Source organism: Nocardioides montaniterrae, from assembly GCF_054782655.1.
This window is the reverse complement of record NZ_BAAGSB010000008.1, coordinates 1-21673: the sequence shown is the minus strand read 5'-3', so window position 1 is coordinate 21673 and position 21673 is coordinate 1. Positions and strand designations below refer to the sequence as shown.

Here is a 21673-nt window from a genome sequence, read left to right as displayed (position 1 = left end):
GGGCTGGTGGGAACGTCACGGCCCGCGAGACGGGCGCGCGAGTAACACGTTGTCCGAAGGTCCTCCACGTCGTTGGAGGCTCTTCCACGCTGTCGTGACGGCGTGGAAGAGCGGAAAGCCGGGCGGTAGACCGGCGAACGACGTGTTACTTCTTCCCCGCGCCGCCCCTCAGGCGTACAGGTCCGCGATCTCGACGCGGCACTGGCGCATGACGACGTTCCGCTTGAGCTTGAGGCTCGGGGTGACCTGGCCGGCGTCCTCGGTCCAGTCGGACGGGAGGACGGTGAACTTGCGGATCGACTCGGCCTTGGACACGGCGAGGTTGGCGTCGTCGACGGCGGACTGGATCTCGGCCAGGAGGTCCGCGTCGTCGACGAGGTCGGCCGCGGCCGACGACTTGCCCCGAGCGGAGGCCCACGCCGGCAGCGCCTCGGCGTCCAGCGTCACCAGGGCGGCGATGAACGGCTGGCCGTCGCCGACCACCAGGCACTGCGAGACCAGGGGATGCGCGCGGACGCGGTCCTCCAGCACGGCGGGGGCGACGTTCTTGCCGCCGGCCGTCACCAGGATCTCCTTCTTGCGGCCGGTGATCCGCACGAAGCCCTCGTCGTCGACCTCGCCGACGTCGCCGGTGTGGAACCAGCCGCCGTCGCCCACCGCCTCGGCGGTCGCAGCCGCGTTGTTCCAGTAGCCCGCGAAGACCTGGCCGCCGCGGAAGGCGAGCTCGCCGTCGTCGGTGACGCGTACGCCGGTCCCGGGCAGCGGCCGGCCGACGGTGCCGACCTTCTGGGCGTCCGGGAGGTTCACGGTCAGCGCGCCGGTGGTCTCGGTCAGGCCGTAGCCCTCGAGGACGGTGACCCCGGCTCCTCGGTAGAAGTGCCCGAGCCGGTCACCTAGCGGAGCACCGCCCGAGATGGCGAAGGCGCAGGAGCCGCCGAGCGCCTCCCGCAGGCGCGAGTAGACGAGCCGCTCGAACACCGCGTGCTCGCCGCGCAGACGCAGCGGGACCCGGCCCGCCTCGAGCGCACGGGAGTGGTCGATCGCGACCTTCACCGCACGGTTGAACGCACGCCCCTTGCCGTCGGCGGCGGCCTGCTGCGAGGCGGTGTTGAACACCTTCTCGAAGATCCTCGGCACGGCGAGGATGAACGTCGGCTCGAGCTCGCGGAACGTCGCGAGCAGGTTCTTGATGTCGGAGGTGTGGGCCAGCGTGGTCCGCGTCCGCACGCAGCCGATCTGGATGATCCGCGCGAACACGTGCGCCAACGGCAGGAACAGCACGGTCCGTGCGCCCGACCCCTCGAACAGCGCCTCCAGCGAGGAGACCGCGACCCCGATCTCGCACATCAGGTTCCCGTGGGTGACCCGGCAGCCCTTCGGCCGGCCGGTCGTCCCGGACGTGTAGATCAGCGTCGCGACGTCGCTCGGCAGCGCCACCGCCCGACGGTCCTCGACCTCGTCGTCGGAGATCCCTGCCCCGAGGCCCGACAGCACGGTCACGGCCGCGTCGGCGAAGGACCACACGTGCGCCAGCCCCGGCCGCGAGGCTCGTACGCCGTCCAGCCGGGCAGCCATCGCCTCGTCCTCGACCACCATCGCGACAGCACCCGAGTCGGAGACGATCCACTCGATCTGCTCGGCCGAGGACGACTCGTAGATCGGCACGGTGATCGCGCCCGCGAACCAGATCGCGTAGTCCAGCAGGGTCCACTCGTAGCGCGTGCGCGACATCAGGGCGACGCGATCGCCGGCACCGACGCCGGCCGCGATCAGCCCCTTGGCGACCGCTCGGACCTCGTCGTGGAACGCCGCAGCGGTGACATCGACCCATCCGTCGGCCGTCGTACGCCGGAAGACGACCGCCTCAGGAGCCTCGGCCGCGTTCACGACGACGTCATCGGTCAGGTTGCCCGTGTCGGCGACGGCCACGGTCGGCGGGGTGGAGTACTCGCGCACGGGTCGCACGATAGCCTGCACGCATGGCCGAACAGACGTCCTCGTCGATCGTCGTCGACGCCCCGGCTGCCCAGGTGATGGCGGTGATCGCGGACTTCGCGGCGTACCCCCGCTGGGCCAAGGGCGTCATCCGTGCCGAGGTGCGCTCGTCGTACCCCGAGACCGAGCAGGGCGGTCGTGCCCGCGAGGTGTTCTTCGCGCTCGACGTACCTCCGATCAAGGACGAGTACACCCTCGCCTACGTCTGGTCCGACGACACCGAGGTCACCTGGACCCTGGCCGAGGGCAAGATGCTCCGTGCGCTCGACGGCGCCTACGTCCTGCGCGAGCTGGGCAACGGCTCCACCGAGGTCACCTACCGCCTGGCGCTCGAGCTGGCCATCCCGCTGATCGGCATGCTCAAGCGCCGCGGCGAGAAGATCCTCATCGACACCGCGCTCAAGGGCCTCAAGAAGCGCGTCGAGACCGGCGCCTGAGGCGCCACACCCCGTGAGGATCATCCTCTTCACCGGCAAGGGCGGCGTCGGCAAGTCCACGGTCGCCGCCGGGACCGCCGCCCTCGCGGCCTCCCAGGGCCTGCGCACGCTCGTCATCTCGACCGACGCCGCGCACTCCCTGTCCGACGCGTACGCCGTCGGCGTCACCGCGAGCGAGCCGACCGAGCTGGCTCCGCACCTGTTCCTGCTCCAGGTCGACGCGCAGAAGCGCTTCGAGCAGTCGTGGGCCGACATCCAGCGCTACCTGCTCTCGGTCCTCGACGCCGCCGGCATGGAGCCGGTCGCGGCCGAGGAGATGACGGTCATCCCGGGCGCCGAGGAGGTGCTCGCGCTCCTCGAGCTGCGCCTGCACGCCCGTTCCGGCGAGTGGGACGTCATCGTCATCGACTGCGCCCCGACCGCCGAGACCCTGCGCCTGCTGGCGCTGCCCGAGGCGCTCGGCTGGTACATCGAGCGGCTGCTCCCGATCCAGCGGCGCCTGGTGAAGGTCCTCAAGCCGGTGCTCACCCGCGCGGCCGGCGTACCCATGCCCGAGGACTCGGTCTTCGACGCGATCACGCGCCTGCACGCCGAGCTGGACGAGGTCCACGCCCTGCTGTCGGGTCCGGACGCCTCCGTGCGCCTGGTCCTGACGCCCGAGCGGGTGGTCCTCGCCGAGGCGCGACGCGCCTACACCTCGCTCTGCCTGTTCGGCTACCGCGTCGACGGCGTGGTCGCCAACCGCATCTTCCCGGCCGTCGACCCGGACGCCGATCCGTGGCGCACCGGCTGGGTCGAGGCGCAGCGCGGGGTGCTCGAGGCCGTCGAGGAGTCCTTCGCAGGGCTGCCGATCGGGCGCGGGCTCTACCAGCCGGGCGAGCCCGTCGGCGTACCTGCCCTGGCGGCCTTCGCCGCGGAGGTGTACGCCGGCGCCGACCCGGTCGCCAGCCCGGAGGGGCCCGGGCCCCTGACGGTCAGCAGGACCGACGACGGCGACGCGGTGCTGCACCTCTCCCTGCCGTTCGTACGCCGTGAGCAGGTCGACCTGGCGCGCAACGGCGACGAGCTCGTGGTGACGGTCGGGTCACACCGCCGGCTGCTCACCCTGCCTGCGGGGCTGTCCCGGCTGCGGGTGGCGGGTGCCGGTGTGACGAACGGCGAGTTGCGGGTCAGGTTCCGCGAGCCCGAAACTGGTGGACGATGAGCGACGACCAGCACCCCGGTGGGACCCACGGGGCACCCGATGTCGGCAGCCTCGGCGAGGAGGCCGCCAAGCTCTTCGGCGCGCTCGCGGACGTCGCCAAGCAGCACAGCGGCGACTCCGTGGGCGGTCTCGGCTCGATGGCCGGCCACGCGGCCGGCTTCGCCAAGAACGTCAACGAGCACCTCGCGACCGACAGCGCCGAGTGCCAGTACTGCCCGATCTGCCGCACCGTCCACCTCGTTCGCTCGACGACGCCCGAGGTCAAGGCCCACCTCTACACCGCCGCGACCTCCCTGCTCCAGGCCGCCATGGGCCTGATGGAGACCATCCCGCCGCCGGAGGGCGCCCAGGGCAGCAGCCCGCGCGGGGCCGAGGTCGAGCGGATCGACCTCGACAACCCCGACGGCGACGCCTGAGCACATGACGGCGGCGACCTGCGGCATCGACATCGGCGGCACCAAGATCGCCGGTGCCGTGGTGTCGGCCGACGGCGAGATCCTCGCCGCGGACCGGATCGAGTCGCCGGCGGTCGACCCGGCCGCGCTCAAGCGCGCGGTCGCCGAGCTGGTCGGCTCCCTCGCCGCCCAGCACCCGATCCGGGCCGTCGGAGTGGCCGCGGCCGGGTTCGTCGACCGTGACCGGTCCACGGTCCGCTTCGCGCCGAACATCGCCTGGCGCGACGAGCCGCTCGGCTCCGACCTGGCCGACCTCGTCGGCCTGCCCGTCGTGGTCGAGAACGACGCCAACGCCGCCGCGTGGGGTGAGTTCCGCCACGGGGCCGGCCGAGATGCCGACGACCAGCTGATGATCACCCTCGGCACGGGTGTCGGTGGCGGCGTCGTCATCGATGGCCGCCTGCTGCGGGGGGCGTACGGCGCGGGCGCCGAGGTCGGTCACCTCTGTGTCGTGCCCGACGGGCACCTGTGCGGCTGCGGCAACCGTGGCTGCCTGGAGATGTACGCCTCCGGCACCGCGCTGGTCCGCAACGCCCGTGCGGCCTCCGGCGACCCGAGCCTGACCGGCCCCGAGGTGATGCGCCGGGCCCAGGCGGGCGACCCCTTCGCGATCGAGCAGTACGCCGAGATCGGCCGGTGGATCGGCCACGGTCTCGCCTCGCTGGTCGCCGTCCTCGACCCGGCGCTGATCGTGGTCGGCGGGGGAGTGGGCGAGGCGGGTGACCTGGTCCTCGAGCCCGCGCGGGCCGCGTTCCGCGCCGAGCTGACCGGCCGAGGCCACCGGCCCGAGGCGCCGATCGTGCACGCCGAGCTCGGGAACGACGCCGGGGTGATCGGCGCGGCCGACCTCGCCCGGACCACCCGCGCGTGAGTGCGACGTACGTCGGCGTCGACGTCGGCGGCACCAAGGTGCTGGCCGTGGCGATCGACCCCGAGGGCGGGATGGTCGCCAGCGCGACCGTCCCGATGCCCGGCCGCGACGTGCCCGGTGAGGACGTCGAACGAGCGCTGGTGGCCGCCGTACGGCAGGCCGCCGGAGGCATCGAGCCGACCGCGGTCGGCATCTCGAGCGCCGGGCTGGTCGACGCCGCGGGCGAGCGGGTGCGGTTCTGCGCCCACCTGCCCTGGCGCGACGAGCCCGTTCGCGCCAACCTCGAGAAGCGGCTCGGCACCCCGGTCGTCCTCGACAACGACGCCCACTGCGCGGCGTACGCCGAGCTCCAGATGGGCGCCGGCCGCGGTACGCGCGACGCGATCCTGGTGACCCTCGGCACCGGGATCGGCGGCGCGCTGGTCGTGGGCGGGCAGGTCTTCCGCGGCAGCCAGGGGATGGCGGGGGAGTTCGGGCACATGCAGGTCGTGCCCGACGGCCTGCGCTGCGAGTGCGGGCTGCACGGCTGCTGGGAGCAGTACTGCTCCGGTCGTGCGCTCGAGCGGGTGATGCGCGTGGCGATCGGCCGTCATCTCGACGGCCGCGAGGTCGGCCGCCTCGCCCGTGGTGGCGACGACGTCGCCCGGCAGGCGATCGCCAGCGTCGGCACCTGGCTCGGCGTCGGGCTGGCCGGCCTGGTCGGTGCCTTCGACCCCGAGCTGGTGATGATCGGCGGCGGTGTCTCCGCCGTCGGCGACCTGCTGCTCGACCCGGCGCGCGAAGCGTTGGCCGACTCCGTCCAGGGCGCGGGCCACCGTCGCATCCCCGCGATCGTGCCGGTCGAGCTCGGGCCCGAGGCCGGCGCGATCGGCGCCGCGCTGCTGGCGCGCGACGGTCGCTAGACGCGCGAGCCGTCGTCCCAGGGGTCGCGGGGCTCTCGCGGCATGGTGGCGACGAGGTAGCCGAAGCCGCCGATGAAGCCCGCGACCAGCAACCAGTCGAGGATCGACGGCAGGCTGATGCCCGCGATCATCAGGACCAGCACCACGGCGGGTACGCCGAGGACGCCGACCCAGGCCGCGTAGCGGACGGGTGTGGTCGCAGGGACCGGCGGAGGCGCGGGCGGGACGAAGCCGTCCTCGTCCTCGTCGTCCCAGTCCGGCGCCTCGCGCTCGGCCGGCGCGACCGGCTCGTCGGGGCCCCTGACCACGCGCGGCTCGTCGGGCTCGACGTACTCCTCCGGGGCGACGACCGCGCGATCGCCGTAGTTGTCGACGATGTCGCGCCAGGCGGCGTCGGTGTCGACGGGCTCCTCCGGCGGGTGCTCGCTCACGCGTCCGAGGTTACGCGTGCGACGAAAGCGGCCGACTGCGAGCAGATCAGCGGCAGGTCGTTGTCGAGCGTGGCGACGTGCAGCGAGTCGGGCAGCGCCACGCGGGTCTTGTCGGTCGAGGCGACACCGTTCCAGATGATCGGCTCGGAGGAGGCGTCCACGACGTTGTCGACGTCGGAGCGGAAGTAGAGCAGGGGAGCGGTGACCCGCGGCAGCGCGGCGATCAGCGCGGGCCACGCCTGCATCATCGAGTGGGTGGCCTTCAGCGGGGTGCGGGTGTAGCCGTACTCGCTGGTGTCGGGCTTGGCGATGTCGTCGGCGATGCCGGGGAACGACTTGACCAGGTGCTTGATCACCGGCAGCAGCTTGACGTCGAGGCGCTTGGTCGCGACGGCCGGGTTGACCACCATCACGCCGGCGATCTGGTCGGCGCGGTCGGCGGCCAGCTGCAGCACCTGGGCGCCACCCATCGACAACCCACCGATGACGACCGCGTCGTGCTCGGCGCGGAACGCGTCGAACTCGCGGGTGAGGTGGGTGTTCCAGTCGGCCCACGTGCGGGTGTTGAGGTCCTGCCACGTCGTGCCGTGGCCCGGCAGGCGGGGCGTCAGGACGCCGTACCCCAGCGAGCCGAGGTGCTCGCCCCACGGCCGCATCGAGGCCGGCGAGCCGGTGAAGCCGTGGCTCAGCAGCACGCCGATGCGGCGCCCGCCGGTCAGCTCGGGACGGGCCACGACGTGGAGAGGCTGGGCGCTGGCGAGGACCTCGGGTTCGTTCACGCCCACGATTCTGCCGTGCCATCGGCCGGTCGTCTCACAACCCCTAAGATGAGGATGTGTACACGTTCTTGAAGTACGTCGCGCTCGGCCCGTTCCTCAAGGTCGTCTTCCGGCCCAAGACCAGCGGCAAGAAGAACGTGCCTGCCTCCGGCCCGGTCATCCTGGCCAGCAACCACCTGTCCTACATGGACTGGCTCTTCCTCGCGCTCGAGATGCCGCGCATGGTGCGCTTCGTCGCGAAGGCGGAGTACTTCACCGGCACGGGGATCAAGGGTGCGTTCTCCCGCTTCTTCTTCACGAGCACCGGCAACATCCCGATCGACCGCTCCGGCGCCAATGCCGCCGAGGGCGCGCTGATCTCCGCCAAGGGCGTGCTCGCCGAGGGCGCCCTGTTCGGCATCTACCCCGAGGGCACGCGCTCGCACGACGGCCGGCTGTACAAGGGCAAGGTCGGCGTGGCGAAGCTCGCCATCGAGAGCGGCGCGCCCGTCGTGCCCGTCGGCGTGATCGGCACCGACATCATCGCGCCGAACGGCAAGAAGTTCGGCAAGGTGCATCGCCCGACGTTGAGCTTCGGCGAGCCGATGGACTTCTCGGCGTACCGCGGTCAGGAGAACGACCGCGAGGTCCTCCGGATGATCACCGACCAGATCATGGACGAGATCCAGAAGCTCTGCCGCCAGGACTACGTCAAGGACACCTACGCCGCCGACGCCAAGAAGTCCGGCAAGGGCGAGGGCGACGAGCGGATCGCGTCCTGAGCCTGGCGCGCGGTCCGGCGGCTCTCGAGATCGAGAGCCGGATGTTCCGCGCGCTGGCCTACGTCCGGATCGCCGTGACGATCTGGGCGGTGGCGGTCAACGCCCGACGTCACGACTTCAGCCATCCCGTCGCCGGCTGGGCCTGTGTGGCCCTGATGGTCCTCTGGTCCCTGGCCGCGATCTACCTGTACGCCGCCCCCGAGCGGCGTCTGCTGCTCCTGCTCCTTGTCGACCTGGTGGCCGCGGTCGCGGCGCTTGCCTCCACGCCGTTCGTCCGTGGGCCGCACTTCGATGCGAGCGTTCCGAGCTACTGGATCATCGCCGCACTGGTGGCGTGGGCGATCCGGTTCGGGTGGCCCGGTGGCCTGGGTGCGGGTGCGCTGATCGGCGCCGCCGACCTGCTGGCCCGTGACCACCGCGACCAGACCGACTGGGGCAACACCTTCCTGCTGATGATGGCCGGCGCGATCTTCGGCTTCCTGTGCGGATCCCTCGAGCGGATGGCCGACGAGCGTGATCGGGCGCAGCGCGAGCTGGCGGCCGCGTCGGAGCGGGCCCGTCTCGCGCGGGCCGTCCACGACGGCGTGCTCCAGGTGCTGGCGCTGGCCCAGCGTCGCGGAGGTGAGCCCGGCGGCGACGCGGACCTCGGCCGGTTGGCGGGGGAGCAGGAGGCGTCGCTGCGCTCGCTCATCCGCGTGCAGAACCCAGCGCCCGTCGTGGTGGGCGACGGCGACCTGGTGACCGCGCTCAGTGCGCTGTCCGGGCGGCCCGGGGTCGAGGTCGCCCTGCCGGCGGGCGCCGTGACGATGCCCGTCGACCGGATGGACGAGATCCTCGCCGCGGTCTCGGCGTGCCTGGACAACATCCGCACCCACGTCGGCGAGAACGCGCGTGCCTGGGTGTTCCTCGAGGACCTCGGCGACGTCGTCGGGCTCTCCGTGCGCGACGAAGGACCCGGCATCCCCGAGGGTCGCCTCGAGATAGCCGAGGCCGGCGGCCGCCTGGGCGTCTCCGGGTCGATCCGGGGTCGCATCGCCGACCTCGGCGGCACGGCCGAGCTGACCACCGGTCCCCATGGCACCGAGTGGGAGATCGTCGTACCCAAGGAGCGTCCATGACCATCCACTCCGGCCACCCGTTCCCCACCGAGTCGGATCCCGTACGCCGCTTCCGCGGCCGGATCGGCGGCGGCGTCACGCTGTGGACGGCCGGTTCACGTGAGGGTGCGGATGCCGAGGCCGCCGGGCTGACCGTGTCCTCGGTGATGGTCGCGCTCGGCGCCGAGGCGCACGCGCTCGCACTCCTCGATCCCGACTCCGACCTCCACGACGCCCTCGTCTCGACCGGTCGGGCTCTCGTCGTACCCCTCACCTGGGAGGACCGCGGCCTGGCCGAGGCCTTCGCCGGGACCGCGCCCGCGCCCGGCGGCCCGTTCCGGCAGGCGCCGTTCGAGGACACCGCGTGGGGACCGCGGCTCGGGTCGGCGACGACGTGGGCAGGGGTCGAGCTCGTCGACACCCGTGAGGTCGGGTGGTCGGTCGAGGTCCGCTGCCGGATCGCGCACGTCGAGATCGGCGAGCCCACCGACCTGCTCCTGCACCACCGCGGCCGGTTCCACCGCCTCTGAGCGGTCAGCGCCTACGCTCCACCCATGAGCGAGCCGATCCGGGTGATGGTGGTCGATGACCACCCCATGTGGCGCGAGGCGGTCGAGCGCGACCTGGCCGCCGCAGGCTTCGACGTCGTGGCGACGGCATCGAACGGCGACGACGCCATCGCCCGCTTCCCGGCCGCCCGACCCGACGTGGTCGTCCTGGACCTGCAGATCCCCGGTCCCAACGGCGTCGAGGTGACCGCGAAGGTGCTCCAGGACGACCCGAGCGCGCGGGTGCTGATCCTCAGCGCGTCGGGCGAGCAGGACGACGTGCTGGAGGCGGTCAAGGCCGGCGCGACGGGCTACCTGGTCAAGTCGGCCTCCGGCGCCGAGCTGGTCGACGCGGTCACCAAGGTCGCCGCGGGCGACAGCGTCTTCACTCCCGGCCTGGCTGCCATGGTGCTCGGGGAGTTCCGCCGGATCGACCGCGCCGCCGACGGCCCCTCCGTGCCGCCCGGCGAGAAGCTGACGCCGCGCGAGACCGAGATCCTCAAGATGGTCGCCAAGGGGATGGGCTCGCACCAGATCGCCGAGATCCTGGTCGTCTCCCACCGCACCGTCCAGAACCACACCCAGAACGCGCTGCGCAAGCTCCAGCTGCGCAACCGGGTCGAGCTGACCCGCTACGTCATCGAGCAGGGCCTGGACGACTGACTCACTCCCCGCGGGCCGGGTGCGGCCGATCGCCGGCGGGGGAGGCGTCGACCAGGTCGTGCTGGACGCCCCACTCGCTACGCAGCCGGATCTCCTGCTCGTCCTCGTAGGCCTTGCCCTTGGCCGTACGCCGCTCCAGCGACCTCCTGCTGCGGTCGCGGAGGTGGTTGACCCGGCTTCAGCATCGGTCCTGCCGTCGCGAGGACGCGGGTCAGCCGGGTGTGCGGCACCTGGAGCTCGTCGGCGATCTCGTCGCCGAGGAACAGCCGCTCCAGCGCGTGCACCAGCCGCGGCGCCTGGTTGCCGAGCGCGGTCGGCAGGACCCCCTCGATCTCGGGCACCAGGAAGTCGGCGTTGATGCCGGCGACGAGTGCGCGGCAGAAGTCGTCGGTGACCGGCCGGGTCAGCAGGTAGATCGACTCGAGCCGCTCCTGCTCGGCCGCGTCGCGGGGGAGCAGCGCCTCCTCGATGCCCAGCAGGTGGCCGAGCCAGCGCCAGCGGGCGTAGGCGGCGGCCTCCTCGGGGGGCAGGTACGGCGCCCCGATGCGCCGCATGCCCCGCAGCGGGATGAGGGTGAACTCGACGAGCGTGTAGGCCAGGTAGGACTGGCAGATCGGCAGCCCCCACGCCTCGTGGTCCCAGTCGTCACGGTCGCGGAGCGAAGCGCGGACCAACGCGTGGATGATCCGCACCCGGACGGTCAACTCGAAGCCCTCGGAGCCCGGCTCCAGGCCACCCGGCTGGTTGACGGCCTTCAGCCACGAGCCCACCTCGATGGTGCGGGCGCCCGCGTTCTCGATGTAGCGCCCGGTCATCTCCAGCGGGCGCGAGGCGACCGAGTTGGCGTAGCCGCTGACCAGGGACGCCGCGCCCAGCACGATCCCCGACGCCAGCGAGTAGCGCGACGTGTAGCGGCTGGCCTCCTCGATGGCGGCTGTGTCCAGCCACGCGGGGGCGGCGTACACCTGGGCCATGAGGGCCTGCAGCGACTCCGGTGCGCCGGGCACCGCCGCGATGCCCTCGCGGCAGGCGGTGCGCAGCATCCGCATCGCCCGACCGTGGCCGACGGTCGCGAAGTCCGCGACGAAGGCGTCGGCGAGCGGGTCTCCCTGCCACATCCCGGCGAGGTAGGCGTCGGTGAACGCGCCATGTCGCTCGCGCGCCTCGTCGAGACGCCGCAGGCTGGTCGGGATGGTCTGGCGGGACTGGTCGACGCTCACGCCTCGAGGCTAAGTACGAGCAGCATTCGCTTACCAGTCGCGTTCTGTGCCGCCCGCCGCAGGAGGGGTGCCGTCGGGCAGACTCGCCCCATGAACGCCCTGCTGGAGGCCGCCGACGAGCTGTACGCCGTACCGCTCGCCGAGTTCACTCCGGCGCGGGACGCGCGGGTCAAGGCCGCCAAGGGCACCGACCTCGCCGCCGGGCTGAAGGCGTTGCGCAAGCCGTCGACCGCGGCCTGGCTGGTCAACCTGCTCGTACGCCGCGAACCCGGTCAGGTCGACCAGCTCCTCGCCGTCGGCGCGGCCCTGCGCGAGGCGCAGCAGGCGATGTCGGCCGGCGAGCTGCGCGCCCTCACCAAGCAGCGCCGCCAGGTCACCGCCGCCGTCACCCAGCACGTACGTCGCCTCGCCCTGGACGAGGGATATCGCGTCACCGAGGCGGTCGCCGCCGAGGTCGAGGACACGCTGACCGCTGCCATGATCGACGCCGAGTGCGGCCGGGCCGTGCGCAGCGGCCTCCTGGTCCGCGGTCTGCGGACCACCGGGATCGAGCCGCTCGCGCCCGACGTCATCGTCGCAGCGGTCGCGCTGCCGGACGCTCTCGGCTTCGCCGCCAGCCCGCAGGCCGCCCCCGAGCCGCACCGTCCCGACCTGCACCTGGTGCCGGACCCCGATCGCACGGCCAAGGCACGAGCACTGGCCGAGCAGCGGCTCGCTGCCGCGACCGACGCGTTCGAGGAGGCCGCCGAGGAGCACGCGTCGGCTTCTAGCGAGGTCGACCGTCTCTCGGCCCGATCGCTGCAGCTGCAGGCCGAGATCGACGAGCTCCGCCGCCGCCTGTCCGAGCTGGAGGAGGAGTCCGACGGCCTCGACGAGGACCTCGCCGAGGCCGAGGAGGTCCGCGACGGCACCGCCGCCGCTCTCCGGACCGCCACCGCCGATCGTGACAGTGCCCAGGCGGCGTTGGATCGGCTCGGCTGAACCCTTCTGCCGGGTTGGTGCTGGCGGGTTGGTCCAGCCGGGTTGGTCCTGTCGGGTCGGTGTGGCGGCCGCGCTTAGCGCGCCGCTCCCCGCCGTCAAGGATCCTCGCTGCGCTCGGCCCGCTTCGCGGCGCCTTCGGCGTCCTTGACTGCGGGTCCCTGGCGGCGCGCTGGTGGCGCGGTTGTCGGCGGCTCGCTTCGCTCGCGCCGACGCGATGCGGCCGCCTTCGGCGGCCCCATCGGCAACTGGTTGGGCCTTGGCTCGACATCGTGGAGTTCTGGGGTCGCCAGGTGGCTCTGGGACTCCACGATCTTGGTCCAGGGCCATCGGTGGAATCGCCAGGCGCCGGTCGGTGGCGTCGTGGGCGACGTGGCGCTGGCTCGCTGGCTCGCGCCGACGCGATGCGGGCGCCTTCGGCGGCCACATCGTGTGGATTCGTGGCCACGTGGTGGCTCCAGATCCACACGATGTCTAGGGCCGTCGGTGGAACCGCCAGGCACCCGTCGACGTGAGCTCGTGAGTCATGTGGGGGTCGTGGGCGACGTGGTGGTGATGGCTGCAGAGCAGGACGCCGTCAGCGAGGTCGGTCTTCCCGCCGCGGGACCAGGGTTGTGAATGATGTGCTTCGCACCAGGTGGCGGGGATCGAGCAGCCTTCGGCGCGGCACTGCTTGTCACGCAGGCGGAGGGCCTTGTGCTGGGCCGGTGAGTAGAGGCGTCGTGCTCGGCCGAGGTTGAGGATCTCGCCCTTGCCGCCGAGGACGACGGGGATGATCTTCGCGGTGCAGGCCAGCCGGCGGGCCTCGTTGGCGCTGATGCGGAGGTCGCCCTCCATCGAGCCGATGATGCCGGCGGTGGCGAGGTCGCGACGCAGTTCGTCGAGCGTCACGGTGACCATGACGGTGGTGGAGTCGCCGCCGTGGTCGGGCAACTGCTTGGGGTCGAGGTGCTCGAGCAGCGAGCAGAACGCGTGGCCCAGCTTCTGCGATCGGGGTGCGTGTTCGGCGTCCTGCCGCGGGGAGGAGAAGGCGTCGAGGTACGTCTCCAGCCGGGCGGCGACTGCATCCGGCACCAACGCCACGATCCGCGTCAGGCCGTCGCCGAGGCGCTTGAACCGCAGCGAGGTCCTCACCCGGGCGCGTTGTTCCTCGCGTTCCAACGCCTTGGCGTCGGCTTCGTCCGCGATCTCGGGGGCGACCACCGAAAGAATCCGGTCGCCCAGGGTCCGCAGCTCACGCGGACCGAACTGGCCGGCCAGCTCGATGAGGTGCTTCTCCGCGCGGCGGCGGGTGACCTGGTCGATCTCAGGGGGCAGCTTCTCCAGTGCGGTGACGATGACCTGTGCCTGGGCACGGTTGACCGTGCCGGCTCGCATGCCGGCAGCCACAACGTGCCACTTCTCGTCGATCGCTTCCGCCAGCTTCAGCTCGGCACGCACGCTCTGGGGATCCAGGTGGGCCTCGTGGGCCAGCCACATCCCGGCGTCGCGGGCACCGGTGTCCTGAGCGAGGTCACCGGAGGCGGCGAGGACCCGCATCTCGGCCTCTTCGACTTGGGCCTTCAACGCCGCCAGCCCTCGCAACGCCGTGGCCTTGTCGCCCGGTGTCATGTAGACCGGCTCGACTGACGCGACGTCGGCGAAGGCCCGCCTCGAGCTGTTGACGGCACGCAGCATCGGGTGCTCTGACACCGATGCTGTCGCCATGGTGACTCCCGAGAGATGAGGCTTGATTCGTACCTTCATCATACATGTGTTCGAACGGTTTCTCAATGCAAGATTCGACCAAACGTGCAGGTCAGAGGACCTTTTCGCTGTCGGCGGACTCCGGCGGAGTCGGTCGGACAAGCACGGCCGCCAGTCGACGACGCGGCGCACCGGCCAGCAGCGACCTGCCAGAGCGCCATCTGCGGACCGAGCCACGATCGAGAAGGTCAGGCGCCGAAGGTAGCCTTGACCTGTGAGTTCCGTCCCCACCCTCGAGCAGCTGCACGCCATCGGCGCGCTCCAGCAGCCGACGTACGCCGACCCCGCGGCCCTGGCCGCCGTCGTCGAGCGTCTGCGGACCCTTCCGCCGCTGGTCTTTGCGGGTGAGTGCGACGAGCTCAAGGCGAAGATCGCGGCCGCCGCGCGGGGCGAGGCGTTCATCCTCCAGGGCGGTGACTGCGCCGAGACGTTCGTCGACGCGACCGCCGACAACACCCGCAACAAGCTGCGTGTGCTGCTGCAGATGGCGGTCGTGCTGACCTACGCCGCCTCGGTCCCGGTCGTGAAGATCGGCCGCCTGGCGGGCCAGTACGCCAAGCCGCGCAGCTCCGACATGGAGACCCGCGACGGAGTGACCCTGCCGGCCTACCGCGGCGACGCCGTCAACGGCTTCGAGTTCACCCCCGAGTCGCGCATCCCCGACCCGCAGCGCCTGCTCGAGGTCTACCACCACAGCGCCTCCACGCTGAACCTGGTGCGCGCCTTCACCACCGGTGGGTACGCCGACCTCCGCCAGGTCCACGCGTGGAACTCCGAGTTCGTGCGCAACAGCCCGGCGGGCGCCCGCTACGAGGCGATGGCCGGCGAGATCGAGCGCGCGCTGACCTTCATGCAGGCCATCGGCGCCAACCCCGACGAGTTCCACCGCGTCGACTTCTACTCCAGCCACGAGGCGCTGATTCTCGAGTACGAGCACGCGATGACGCGGATCGACTCGCGCACCGACTCGCCGTACAACGTCTCGGGCCACTTCGTCTGGATCGGCGAGCGGACCCGTCAGCTCGACGGTGCCCACGTCGAGTACTTCCGCTCGATCCGCAACCCGATCGGCTGCAAGCTCGGCCCCAACGCCACCGCCGACGATGCGCTCGACCTGGCTGCCAAGCTGAACCCGGAGAACGAGCCCGGGCGGCTGACGTTCATCACCCGCTTCGGTGCGGGCAAGGTCCGTGACGGCCTGCCGCCGCTGGTCGAGAAGGTGACCGCCGAGGGTGTCGACGTCGCGTGGATCTGCGACCCGATGCATGGCAACACCTTCGAGGCCTCCACCGGCTACAAGACCCGCCGCTTCGAGGACGTCCTCGACGAGGTGCGGGGCTTCTTCGAGGTGCACCGCGGCCTCGGCACGGTGCCCGGCGGGATCCTGGTGGAGAACACCGGCGACGACGTCACCGAGGTCATCGGCGGCGGCGAGGAGCTCGACGAGCACGGCCTCGCGCACCGCTACGAGTCGGTCGTCGACCCGCGCCTGAACCGGGTCCAGTCCCTGGAGATGGCGTTCCAGGTCGCGGAGTTCATCTCAGCTCGTTGAGCCGACGAGCGCCAGCTCGCTGATGGCCGTGAAGGGCCGGTAGTTCGGGCCGGGGGTGGCCTCGGTCGAGACGATCTCCAGCTTGACGCTCGACGTCGGGCCCGGGTGCACGTCCGTGGTCTGCAGGGCGGTGGTCTTCGCGAGGTCCTGGGTGATGGTCGAGCCGTCCTCGAACGTCCAGCGGACCTCGGTGATGCGACGGTTGCGCAGGTAGCCGTTGTAGCCGGGGTACTTCTTGGCGTAGCCGTTGATCAGCCCGACCGAGGTCAGTTGGACCGGCTGCGGGAACGTGATGGTCAGCGACTTGCCGGCGGCGTCGCCGTCGATCCGCCAGGCGGTCTGCGGGTCGCCATCGATCAGGTGGGCGGCGCCGAAGGTGACCGGCCGGCCGCGCAGGTCGGTGCTGGGGGTGGCGGTGCCGGGGACCTGGATATCGTCGATGTCCCCGGTCAGGTCGCTGCCGGGGCCGCGGTTGATCTCGGACGGCCGCGTGGACGGGGTGTGGACGGTCCTCGCCGTGGCGTGGTGCTTCGGCCGGGCGGTGTCGGCGACCTTGTCGGAGCCGTCCGAGCTGAGCAGCTTGACGGCGACGATGGCGGCGACGACCACGACCAGCGCGAGCAGAGCCGCCAGGACGAGCGGGCCGCGGCGGTTGCGGCCGGGCTCCGAGGCGTACGCCGGGGCGGGCGGCTGCGGTGCCGGCGGCGGAGGCAGCACCGGCGGGACGGGCGCGGTGGCGGGCTGCGCGGGCGGCGCCGTGGGGATCTGGCCGAGTGGCGAGTCGGCGTACAACGGGTAGCGCGGTGCGGACGGCAGGCCGTTCGCCGGCGGCGCCGGCGGCGACGGCGAGGCCGGCGGCGACGGGGGTGCGGCCGGCGGCGCGGGGGTGCTCGCGGCGGCGTCGGGGTGGCGACCGGGGACCGGGGTCCCGCAGTTGGTGCAGAAGCGACCGACCCCCAGGGCGTGTCCGCAGCTCGAGCAGTAGTTCATGACGCGGGCCAGTGTGCCCGAGTCCGCGGTCGGATGCGAGACGGGCCTCAGCGGGCGGTACGGCGTACGGCCTCCGCCTCGATGTCCTCGAGGTCGTGCTCGAGCACCTTGCGGGTGTGCTCGAAGGTGTGGTTGCCGAACATCTTCCACATCGCGCGGGAGACGCCGGTGCGCCGCTTCATGTCGATCGTGGTGGTCATCGCCAGCCGTGTCGTCGAGCCGTTCTCGTCGGCCGGGGTGAGCCGGTAGGCGGTGCGGATGACGTCGGTGCCGGCCTCCGCCTCGACCAGTGCGCGCCGCGGCGGCTCGCACTCCACGACGTGCAGCTCCTCGGCGCCGTGGTGGCCGAAGACGTTGCGCTTCTCGCGCCAGGTGGTGCCGACGGTGTACGTCGCGTCGGGACCGACCTCGGCGTCGGTGACGCTGCGCAGGACCGTGTCGGCGTGGGCGACGTCGGTGATGACGTCCCAGACCGTCTCCGGCGGGGCCGGGATGGTGCTGTGGGTGTAGATGATGTGACCTGCCATGGCTGGGCTCCTCGGGTGACCCCCAAGTCTCCATGGTGCGCCGCGGCAGAGCCGAAATCCAGACCTATCCCGCGACCTCTGCACGCAGCTGCTTGAGCAGCTCGAGGTCGGGGTCGTCGGCGTCGCGCGAGCCGGGCGTCTCGAGGACGAACGGCACGCCGTCGGTGGCCGGATGGGCGAACAGCTCACGGAACGCGTCGACGCCGATGTGACCGGCGCCGATCTTCTCGTGGCGATCCTTGAACGCACCGCGGACGTCCTTGGAGTCGTTGGCGTGGATCAGCCGCAGCCGGTCGGCGCCGGCGATCTCGACGATCCGGTCGACGGTGGCGGTCGCGCCGCCGGGCTCGTCGAGCGGAGCGCCGGCCGCGAACACGTGGCAGGTGTCCAGGCAGATGCCGACCTTGGGGTGGTGCTCGAGCGCGGCGAGGTAGTCGACCAGGTCCTCGACGCCCGCGCACAGCGAGCGGCCCTGGCCGGCCGTCGGCTCGAGGAGCAGCCAGGGGGAGTCCTCGTCGAGCGCGTCGAGGACCGGCAGGAGCCCCTCGCGGACCTGCCTGAGCGCGGCCGCGTGCCGATCGGGCCCGCCGTCGGGGTCGACGTACGAGCCGGTGTGGAGGACGACGCCCTCGGCGCCGATCTGCACGCCCCGCATCAGGTTGTGGGCGGTCACGGAGACCGAGTTCTCATAGGTGGACGGCGTGGGGCTGCCGAGGTTGACGAGGTACGGCGTGTGGATGAGGACCCGCATGCCCGCCTCGGCCGTCGCCTCGCGGAACTGCGCGTCGATGCGCGGGTCGCCCGCGGACAGCGCCCAGCCGCGCGGGTTGCCGACGAAGACCTGGACCGCCTCGCAGCCGAGGTCGAGGGCGTTGCGGAAGGCGCCCTGGACCAGGTTCTTGCCCACGGGGACGTGCGTCCCCACGGGACGCCTGACCGGGACCTGCATCAGACGATGTAGACGGTGATGGTGGAGCCCTTGCGGATCGACTGGCCGGAGGCCGGGTCGGTGTTCACGGCCCGACCGGCGCCGACCCAGAACGACGAGTGCGCGACCCGGACGTGCAGCCCCAGCCGCTCGAGGACGCTGGTGGCGTCGGAGGTGGTCTTGCCCCAGACCGAGGGGACCGTGACGTACGGCGGCCCCTTGGACACCACGATCGTGATCGTGTCGCCCTTGTGCAGGGTGGCCGAGGTCGGGTCCTGGCTGATGATGTCGCCGGAGCTGACGGTGTCGGAGTAGTCGCTCGACTTCTCGACCTTCAGGCCCTTCTTGGTCCAGTACGTCTCCGCCGCCGAGGCGGACTGCCCGACCCGGCTGGTCACCTTGATCGGCTGCCGGCCCTTGCTGACCACGAGGCCCACACCGGTGTTGATCGGCAGGTTCTTGGCGTCGGGGGTGCCGAACCGCGGCTCGGTCCACAGGACCTGGCCGGCCGGGACGGTCTCCGACCACTTGCCGGTCTGGTGGCTGACGACCATCTTCACCGCACGCAGCGCGTCGGTCGCCTCGGCGACCGTCTTGCCGCGCAGGTTTGGCAGGTCGTGAAGCTCGGGGCCCTTGGACAGGGTCACCGTGACCGTGTGGTGGGGGAGGATCCGGCTGCCCGCACTGGGGTCGGTCGTGACGACGCGGCCGGCCGGGACGGTCTCGGAGTAGACAGGGGCACCGAACGTCGCGTCGAGGTGGGCGCGGTCGAGCTCGCTCGTCGCCTGTGCTCGCGTGTCGCTGCGCAGGTCGGGCGTCGTCTCGTAGCGCGCCCAGAGGAACCAGTAGCCGAACCCGCCGATCGCAGCGGCCAGCAGCAGGATCAGCAGGAAGACGAGCGGCCCGCGCCACCGGCGTTCGCGCTGCTCGCGCGGCGCCTGGGGCTGGACGGGCGTCGGCGGGGGCAGCCGCCGGGGTCGCGGGGTCTCCAGGGTGCGGTGGTCGAGGTCGCCGGGACGCTCGATCACCTCGGTGCGCTGGTGCTGCTGGTCGAGGTACGCCGCCGGCGCCGCGATGTCGGTGGAGATCTCGGTCGTCGGCTCGTGGGCGGTGCCGGTGGCCGCAGCCAGTCGGCCGCGTGGCATCAGGTCGTCGACCAGCTCGGGATCGTCGACGCCCTGGCGCAGGGCCGACTGGACGCGGCGCACGTGGTGCAGGAGGACGCCGGCGTCGGCCGGTCGCTGGCCACGGTCGCGGGTGGTGGCGCGGGCGACGAGCGCGTCGACGTACGCCGGGATGCCGGGCACGCTCTCGCTCGGCAGCGGGACGTCGTTGTGGGCGTGCGCGTAGGCGACCTGGATCGGGGTGTCGCCGGTGTGCGGCTTGGTGCCGGTCAGGAGCTCGTAGAGGATCACGCCGGCGGCGTACACGTCGACGCGTGCGTCGGCGATCCCCTCGACGACCAGCTCGGGCGCGAGGTAGGAGACGGTGCCGATCAGCACGCCCTGGGTCAGCGTGTGCTGGGTGTCGGCGCTGACGGCCTTGGCCAGGCCGAAGTCGGCGACCTTGATCCGGCTGGTCCCGGAGTGCGGATCGGTGGCGATGAGCACGTTCTCGGGCTTGACGTCGCGGTGGATCAGGCCGGCGCGGTGGGCGGCGGCGAGCGCGGAGAGGACCGGGTCGAGCAGGGTGAGCGCCTTCTCGGGCGCCATCGGCGCCTCCTTGGCGATCGTGTCGCGCAGCGTGTGCCCGGGGATGTACTCCATCGCGAGATAGATCACCGGTCCCGTTCCGGTCAGATCTGTGCCCTGGTCGAAGACCGAGACGATGTTCGGGTGGTTCAGCCGTGCGGCGGCCCGTGCCTCGCGCACGAAGCGGGCGGCGAACTCGTCCTCGGAGGTGGTCGCGTCGCCGAGCCCGGCATGCATGATCTTGACCGCGACCGTGCGGTCCAGACGCAGGTCGGTGGCCTCGTAGACCCCCGCCATGCCGCCGCGCGCGATGCGGCCGCCGATGCGGTAGCGACCGTCGAGGACGCGGCCGGTGTTGTGGTCCGCGCCGTTGCCGGGGGTGCTCGGGCCGTGCTTGCTCAAGGCGCGACCCTCCTGTGCTCAACGGCTCCGGTCGGGGAAGTGACCGGAGAGGCCATGGTACGGCGGGCGGGTGGGCCGACCTGCAGCCACGCCGTCGTTGGCGGGTCGGCGTGCGGCAGGATGGGGCCTATGAGTGAACAGCGCCTGGCCGACCTGGACCTGTCCGAACTGGTGGCCGACTGGCTCGACTGGGAGCGGGCCGGCGAGCTGCTCGGCGTGACCCCTGCGTCGGTCCGCACCATGGTCCGCGAGCACCAGCTCGCCGCCGCGGTCCCTGCGAAGGGCCGTCGACAGGGCATCCCCGCGCTGTTCATCGACGACGAGGGGCTGCCGGTCAAGGGCCTGCCCGGGCTGCTGACGATGCTGCACGACAACGGCTTCGACGACCGCGAGTGCATCGCCTGGATCTTCCTCGACGACGACCTGCCCGGTCGTCCGATCGACGCGCTGCGCGAGAACCGCGGCTCCGAGGTCAAGCGTCGCGCCCAGGTCCTGGCCGGCTTCTGAGATGGCTCGTCTCGGGCGGCGCAACAGCGCCCTGTCCACCGTCGTCGCGGCGCTCATCGCCCTCGCCGGCTGGTGGATCAGCCAGCACGGCGGCGCGTCGACGCCCTCGCACCACCCGTCCGGTCCGTCGTACTCCCAGCACGACAACGGCGGCGAGCAGCACAGCAGCGGCACCGTGGCGCTCTCGTCGCTGCCGCGCGAGGCGGCAGACACGGTCGCGCTGATCGACAAGGGCGGGCCGTTCCCGTACCCCGACCACGACGACAAGACCTTCCACAACTCCGACGGTCTGCTGCCGGCGCACGACGACGGCTACTACCGCGAGTACACCGTCATCACGCCTGGCTCGTCGGATCGCGGCGCCCGACGGATCATCAAGGGCGAGGACGGCACGCTCTACTGGACGGCCGACCACTACGAGAGCTTCGCGGTGATCTCCCGATGACCCTCGGCGAGATCCTCGCCGGCGACGCCGACTGCGGCGTGCATCGTCTGGCCGACGCCTCCGCCGACGACGTCCGCGCCGAGGCCGCGGGCGCCGGCTGGAGCACGGCGTACGTCGACGGCGCGACCCTGACCTCCCGCGCGGCGGTGATGCTCGCGATCGGCGAGGCGCTCGCGTTCCCGGCGTACTTCACCGGGCGGAGCCTGGACGGCCTGCACGACTGCCTGCGCGACGTGTCCGCGCCGACCGTCCTGGTCTGGGACGGCTGGAACGCGCTCGCCGACTCCGACCCGCCCGCCCTGCGCCGGCTCCTCCTGGTCCTCGCCGGCCGGGCCGCCAACCAGCCCGCGTTCGAGGTCGTCCTCCTCGGCGACGGACCCGAGGACGCAGCGCCTTCGTTGGTCGAGTAGCCGAGCGAGGCGTATCGAGGCCCACCCACGAGGGGTCTCGAAGCTCCTATTGAGTCAAGGCGGGGTAGAGCTCGCGGATGATGGCTCGTTTGAGGAGGCGGAGGGCGTCGCGTCGGGTCTTGCCTCGAGCAAGA

At 72.0% G+C, this 21673-nt stretch carries 23 protein-coding genes; 14 read left to right on the top strand and 9 right to left on the bottom strand.

Annotation, left to right across the window (positions count from 1 at the left end):
• Positions 1–168: 168 nt before the first annotated feature.
• The gene (locus ACYVJ3_RS12215) at positions 169–1956 is read right to left on the bottom strand and encodes an AMP-dependent synthetase/ligase (protein ID WP_460853281.1); all 1788 of its coding nucleotides are present in this window, start codon (positions 1954–1956) and stop codon (positions 169–171) included.
• Between the two features lie 23 nt (positions 1957–1979).
• Between ACYVJ3_RS12215 and ACYVJ3_RS12210 the strand changes: the two genes are divergently transcribed.
• The 5 genes from ACYVJ3_RS12210 to ACYVJ3_RS12190 are packed head-to-tail and all read left to right on the top strand — an operon-like array spanning position 1980 to position 5864.
• Complete coding sequence (locus ACYVJ3_RS12210) at positions 1980–2432, top strand: SRPBCC family protein (protein ID WP_460853280.1); 453 nt, start codon at positions 1980–1982, stop codon at positions 2430–2432.
• A 13-nt stretch (positions 2433–2445) separates the two neighbouring features.
• A complete protein-coding gene (locus ACYVJ3_RS12205; RefSeq protein WP_460853279.1) occupies positions 2446–3636 on the top strand; it encodes an ArsA family ATPase in 1191 nt (396 codons plus the stop codon).
• Positions 3633–4052 (top strand): hypothetical protein, encoded by a 420-nt coding sequence (locus ACYVJ3_RS12200; RefSeq protein WP_460853278.1) that lies wholly within the window; start codon positions 3633–3635, stop codon positions 4050–4052. The genes ACYVJ3_RS12205 and ACYVJ3_RS12200 overlap by 4 nt, the downstream gene beginning before the upstream one ends.
• A 4-nt stretch (positions 4053–4056) precedes the next feature.
• Positions 4057–4962, top strand: coding sequence for an ROK family glucokinase (locus ACYVJ3_RS12195; protein WP_460853277.1), 906 nt, complete (start codon positions 4057–4059; stop codon positions 4960–4962).
• The gene (locus tag ACYVJ3_RS12190) at positions 4959–5864 is read left to right on the top strand and encodes an ROK family protein (protein WP_460853275.1); all 906 of its coding nucleotides are present in this window, start codon (positions 4959–4961) and stop codon (positions 5862–5864) included. Before ACYVJ3_RS12195 ends, ACYVJ3_RS12190 begins: the two co-directional genes overlap by 4 nt.
• On the opposite strand, the gene ACYVJ3_RS12185 is transcribed toward ACYVJ3_RS12190, so the two are convergent.
• On the bottom strand, positions 5861–6295 hold the full coding sequence (locus ACYVJ3_RS12185) for a hypothetical protein (protein ID WP_460853274.1): 435 nt from the start codon (positions 6293–6295) through the stop codon (positions 5861–5863). The genes ACYVJ3_RS12190 and ACYVJ3_RS12185 overlap by 4 nt on opposite strands.
• Positions 6292–7074, bottom strand: a complete 783-nt coding sequence (locus ACYVJ3_RS12180) for an alpha/beta hydrolase (protein WP_460853272.1) — start codon at positions 7072–7074, stop codon at positions 6292–6294. Before ACYVJ3_RS12180 ends, ACYVJ3_RS12185 begins: the two co-directional genes overlap by 4 nt.
• Before the next feature lie 56 nt (positions 7075–7130).
• Here ACYVJ3_RS12180 and ACYVJ3_RS12175 point away from each other — a divergent pair, with 56 nt between their 5' ends.
• From ACYVJ3_RS12175 to ACYVJ3_RS12160, 4 genes are read left to right on the top strand one after another with little or no spacing between them, the layout of a single operon-like run.
• A complete protein-coding gene (locus ACYVJ3_RS12175) occupies positions 7131–7835 on the top strand; it encodes a lysophospholipid acyltransferase family protein (RefSeq protein ID WP_460853271.1) in 705 nt (234 codons plus the stop codon).
• 41 nt (positions 7836–7876) lie between these two features.
• A complete protein-coding gene (macS, locus tag ACYVJ3_RS12170; protein WP_460853270.1) occupies positions 7877–8953 on the top strand; it encodes a MacS family sensor histidine kinase in 1077 nt (358 codons plus the stop codon).
• Positions 8950–9462 (top strand): flavin reductase family protein, encoded by a 513-nt coding sequence (locus tag ACYVJ3_RS12165; RefSeq protein WP_460853269.1) that lies wholly within the window; start codon positions 8950–8952, stop codon positions 9460–9462. The genes macS and ACYVJ3_RS12165 overlap by 4 nt, the downstream gene beginning before the upstream one ends.
• A 24-nt stretch (positions 9463–9486) precedes the next feature.
• Positions 9487–10143 (top strand): response regulator, encoded by a 657-nt coding sequence (locus tag ACYVJ3_RS12160; RefSeq protein ID WP_460853268.1) that lies wholly within the window; start codon positions 9487–9489, stop codon positions 10141–10143.
• 77 nt (positions 10144–10220) lie between these two features.
• On the opposite strand, the gene ACYVJ3_RS12155 is transcribed toward ACYVJ3_RS12160, so the two are convergent.
• Positions 10221–11363, bottom strand: a complete 1143-nt coding sequence (locus tag ACYVJ3_RS12155) for an oxygenase MpaB family protein (RefSeq protein WP_460853267.1) — start codon at positions 11361–11363, stop codon at positions 10221–10223.
• Positions 11364–11453: 90 nt separating this feature from the next.
• Here ACYVJ3_RS12155 and ACYVJ3_RS12150 point away from each other — a divergent pair, with 90 nt between their 5' ends.
• Entirely contained in the window at positions 11454–12344 is an 891-nt protein-coding gene (locus tag ACYVJ3_RS12150; protein ID WP_460853266.1) for a hypothetical protein, read from the top strand.
• Positions 12345–12815: 471 nt separating this feature from the next.
• Here the strand turns inward: ACYVJ3_RS12150 and ACYVJ3_RS12145 are convergent, their stop codons facing one another.
• Positions 12816–14048 carry an HNH endonuclease signature motif containing protein gene (locus ACYVJ3_RS12145; RefSeq protein WP_460853265.1) on the bottom strand — a complete coding sequence of 411 codons (1233 nt, stop codon included), beginning with the start codon at positions 14046–14048 and terminating at the stop codon, positions 12816–12818.
• 253 nt (positions 14049–14301) lie between these two features.
• Between ACYVJ3_RS12145 and ACYVJ3_RS12140 the strand changes: the two genes are divergently transcribed.
• Positions 14302–15639, top strand: a complete 1338-nt coding sequence (locus ACYVJ3_RS12140) for a class II 3-deoxy-7-phosphoheptulonate synthase (RefSeq protein WP_460853263.1) — start codon at positions 14302–14304, stop codon at positions 15637–15639.
• Here the strand turns inward: ACYVJ3_RS12140 and ACYVJ3_RS12135 are convergent.
• The 4 genes from ACYVJ3_RS12135 to pknB form a co-directional block, all read right to left on the bottom strand.
• Complete coding sequence (locus ACYVJ3_RS12135; protein WP_460853262.1) at positions 15628–16629, bottom strand: discoidin domain-containing protein; 1002 nt, start codon at positions 16627–16629, stop codon at positions 15628–15630. The genes ACYVJ3_RS12140 and ACYVJ3_RS12135 overlap by 12 nt on opposite strands.
• 47 nt (positions 16630–16676) lie before the next feature.
• A complete protein-coding gene (locus ACYVJ3_RS12130) occupies positions 16677–17156 on the bottom strand; it encodes an SRPBCC family protein (RefSeq protein ID WP_460853261.1) in 480 nt (159 codons plus the stop codon).
• Between the two features lie 64 nt (positions 17157–17220).
• Positions 17221–18105, bottom strand: a complete 885-nt coding sequence (locus tag ACYVJ3_RS12125) for a deoxyribonuclease IV (RefSeq protein WP_460853260.1) — start codon at positions 18103–18105, stop codon at positions 17221–17223.
• Positions 18105–20177: a Stk1 family PASTA domain-containing Ser/Thr kinase gene (gene pknB / locus ACYVJ3_RS12120; RefSeq protein WP_460853259.1), complete on the bottom strand. Its 2073-nt coding sequence runs from the start codon at positions 20175–20177 to the stop codon at positions 18105–18107. The genes ACYVJ3_RS12125 and pknB overlap by 1 nt, the downstream gene beginning before the upstream one ends.
• A gap of 129 nt (positions 20178–20306) precedes the next feature.
• Here pknB and ACYVJ3_RS12115 point away from each other — a divergent pair, with 129 nt between their 5' ends.
• Genes ACYVJ3_RS12115 through ACYVJ3_RS12105 form a run of 3 tightly spaced genes read left to right on the top strand, consistent with a single transcriptional unit; the run spans position 20307 to position 21539 of the window.
• The gene (locus ACYVJ3_RS12115; RefSeq protein ID WP_460853258.1) at positions 20307–20684 is read left to right on the top strand and encodes an Rv2175c family DNA-binding protein; all 378 of its coding nucleotides are present in this window, start codon (positions 20307–20309) and stop codon (positions 20682–20684) included.
• Position 20685: 1 nt separating this feature from the next.
• On the top strand, positions 20686–21129 hold the full coding sequence (locus ACYVJ3_RS12110; RefSeq protein ID WP_460853257.1) for a guanyl-specific ribonuclease: 444 nt from the start codon (positions 20686–20688) through the stop codon (positions 21127–21129).
• Complete coding sequence (locus tag ACYVJ3_RS12105; protein ID WP_460853256.1) at positions 21126–21539, top strand: barstar family protein; 414 nt, start codon at positions 21126–21128, stop codon at positions 21537–21539. The genes ACYVJ3_RS12110 and ACYVJ3_RS12105 overlap by 4 nt, the downstream gene beginning before the upstream one ends.
• The last annotated feature ends 134 nt before the right edge of the window (positions 21540–21673 follow it).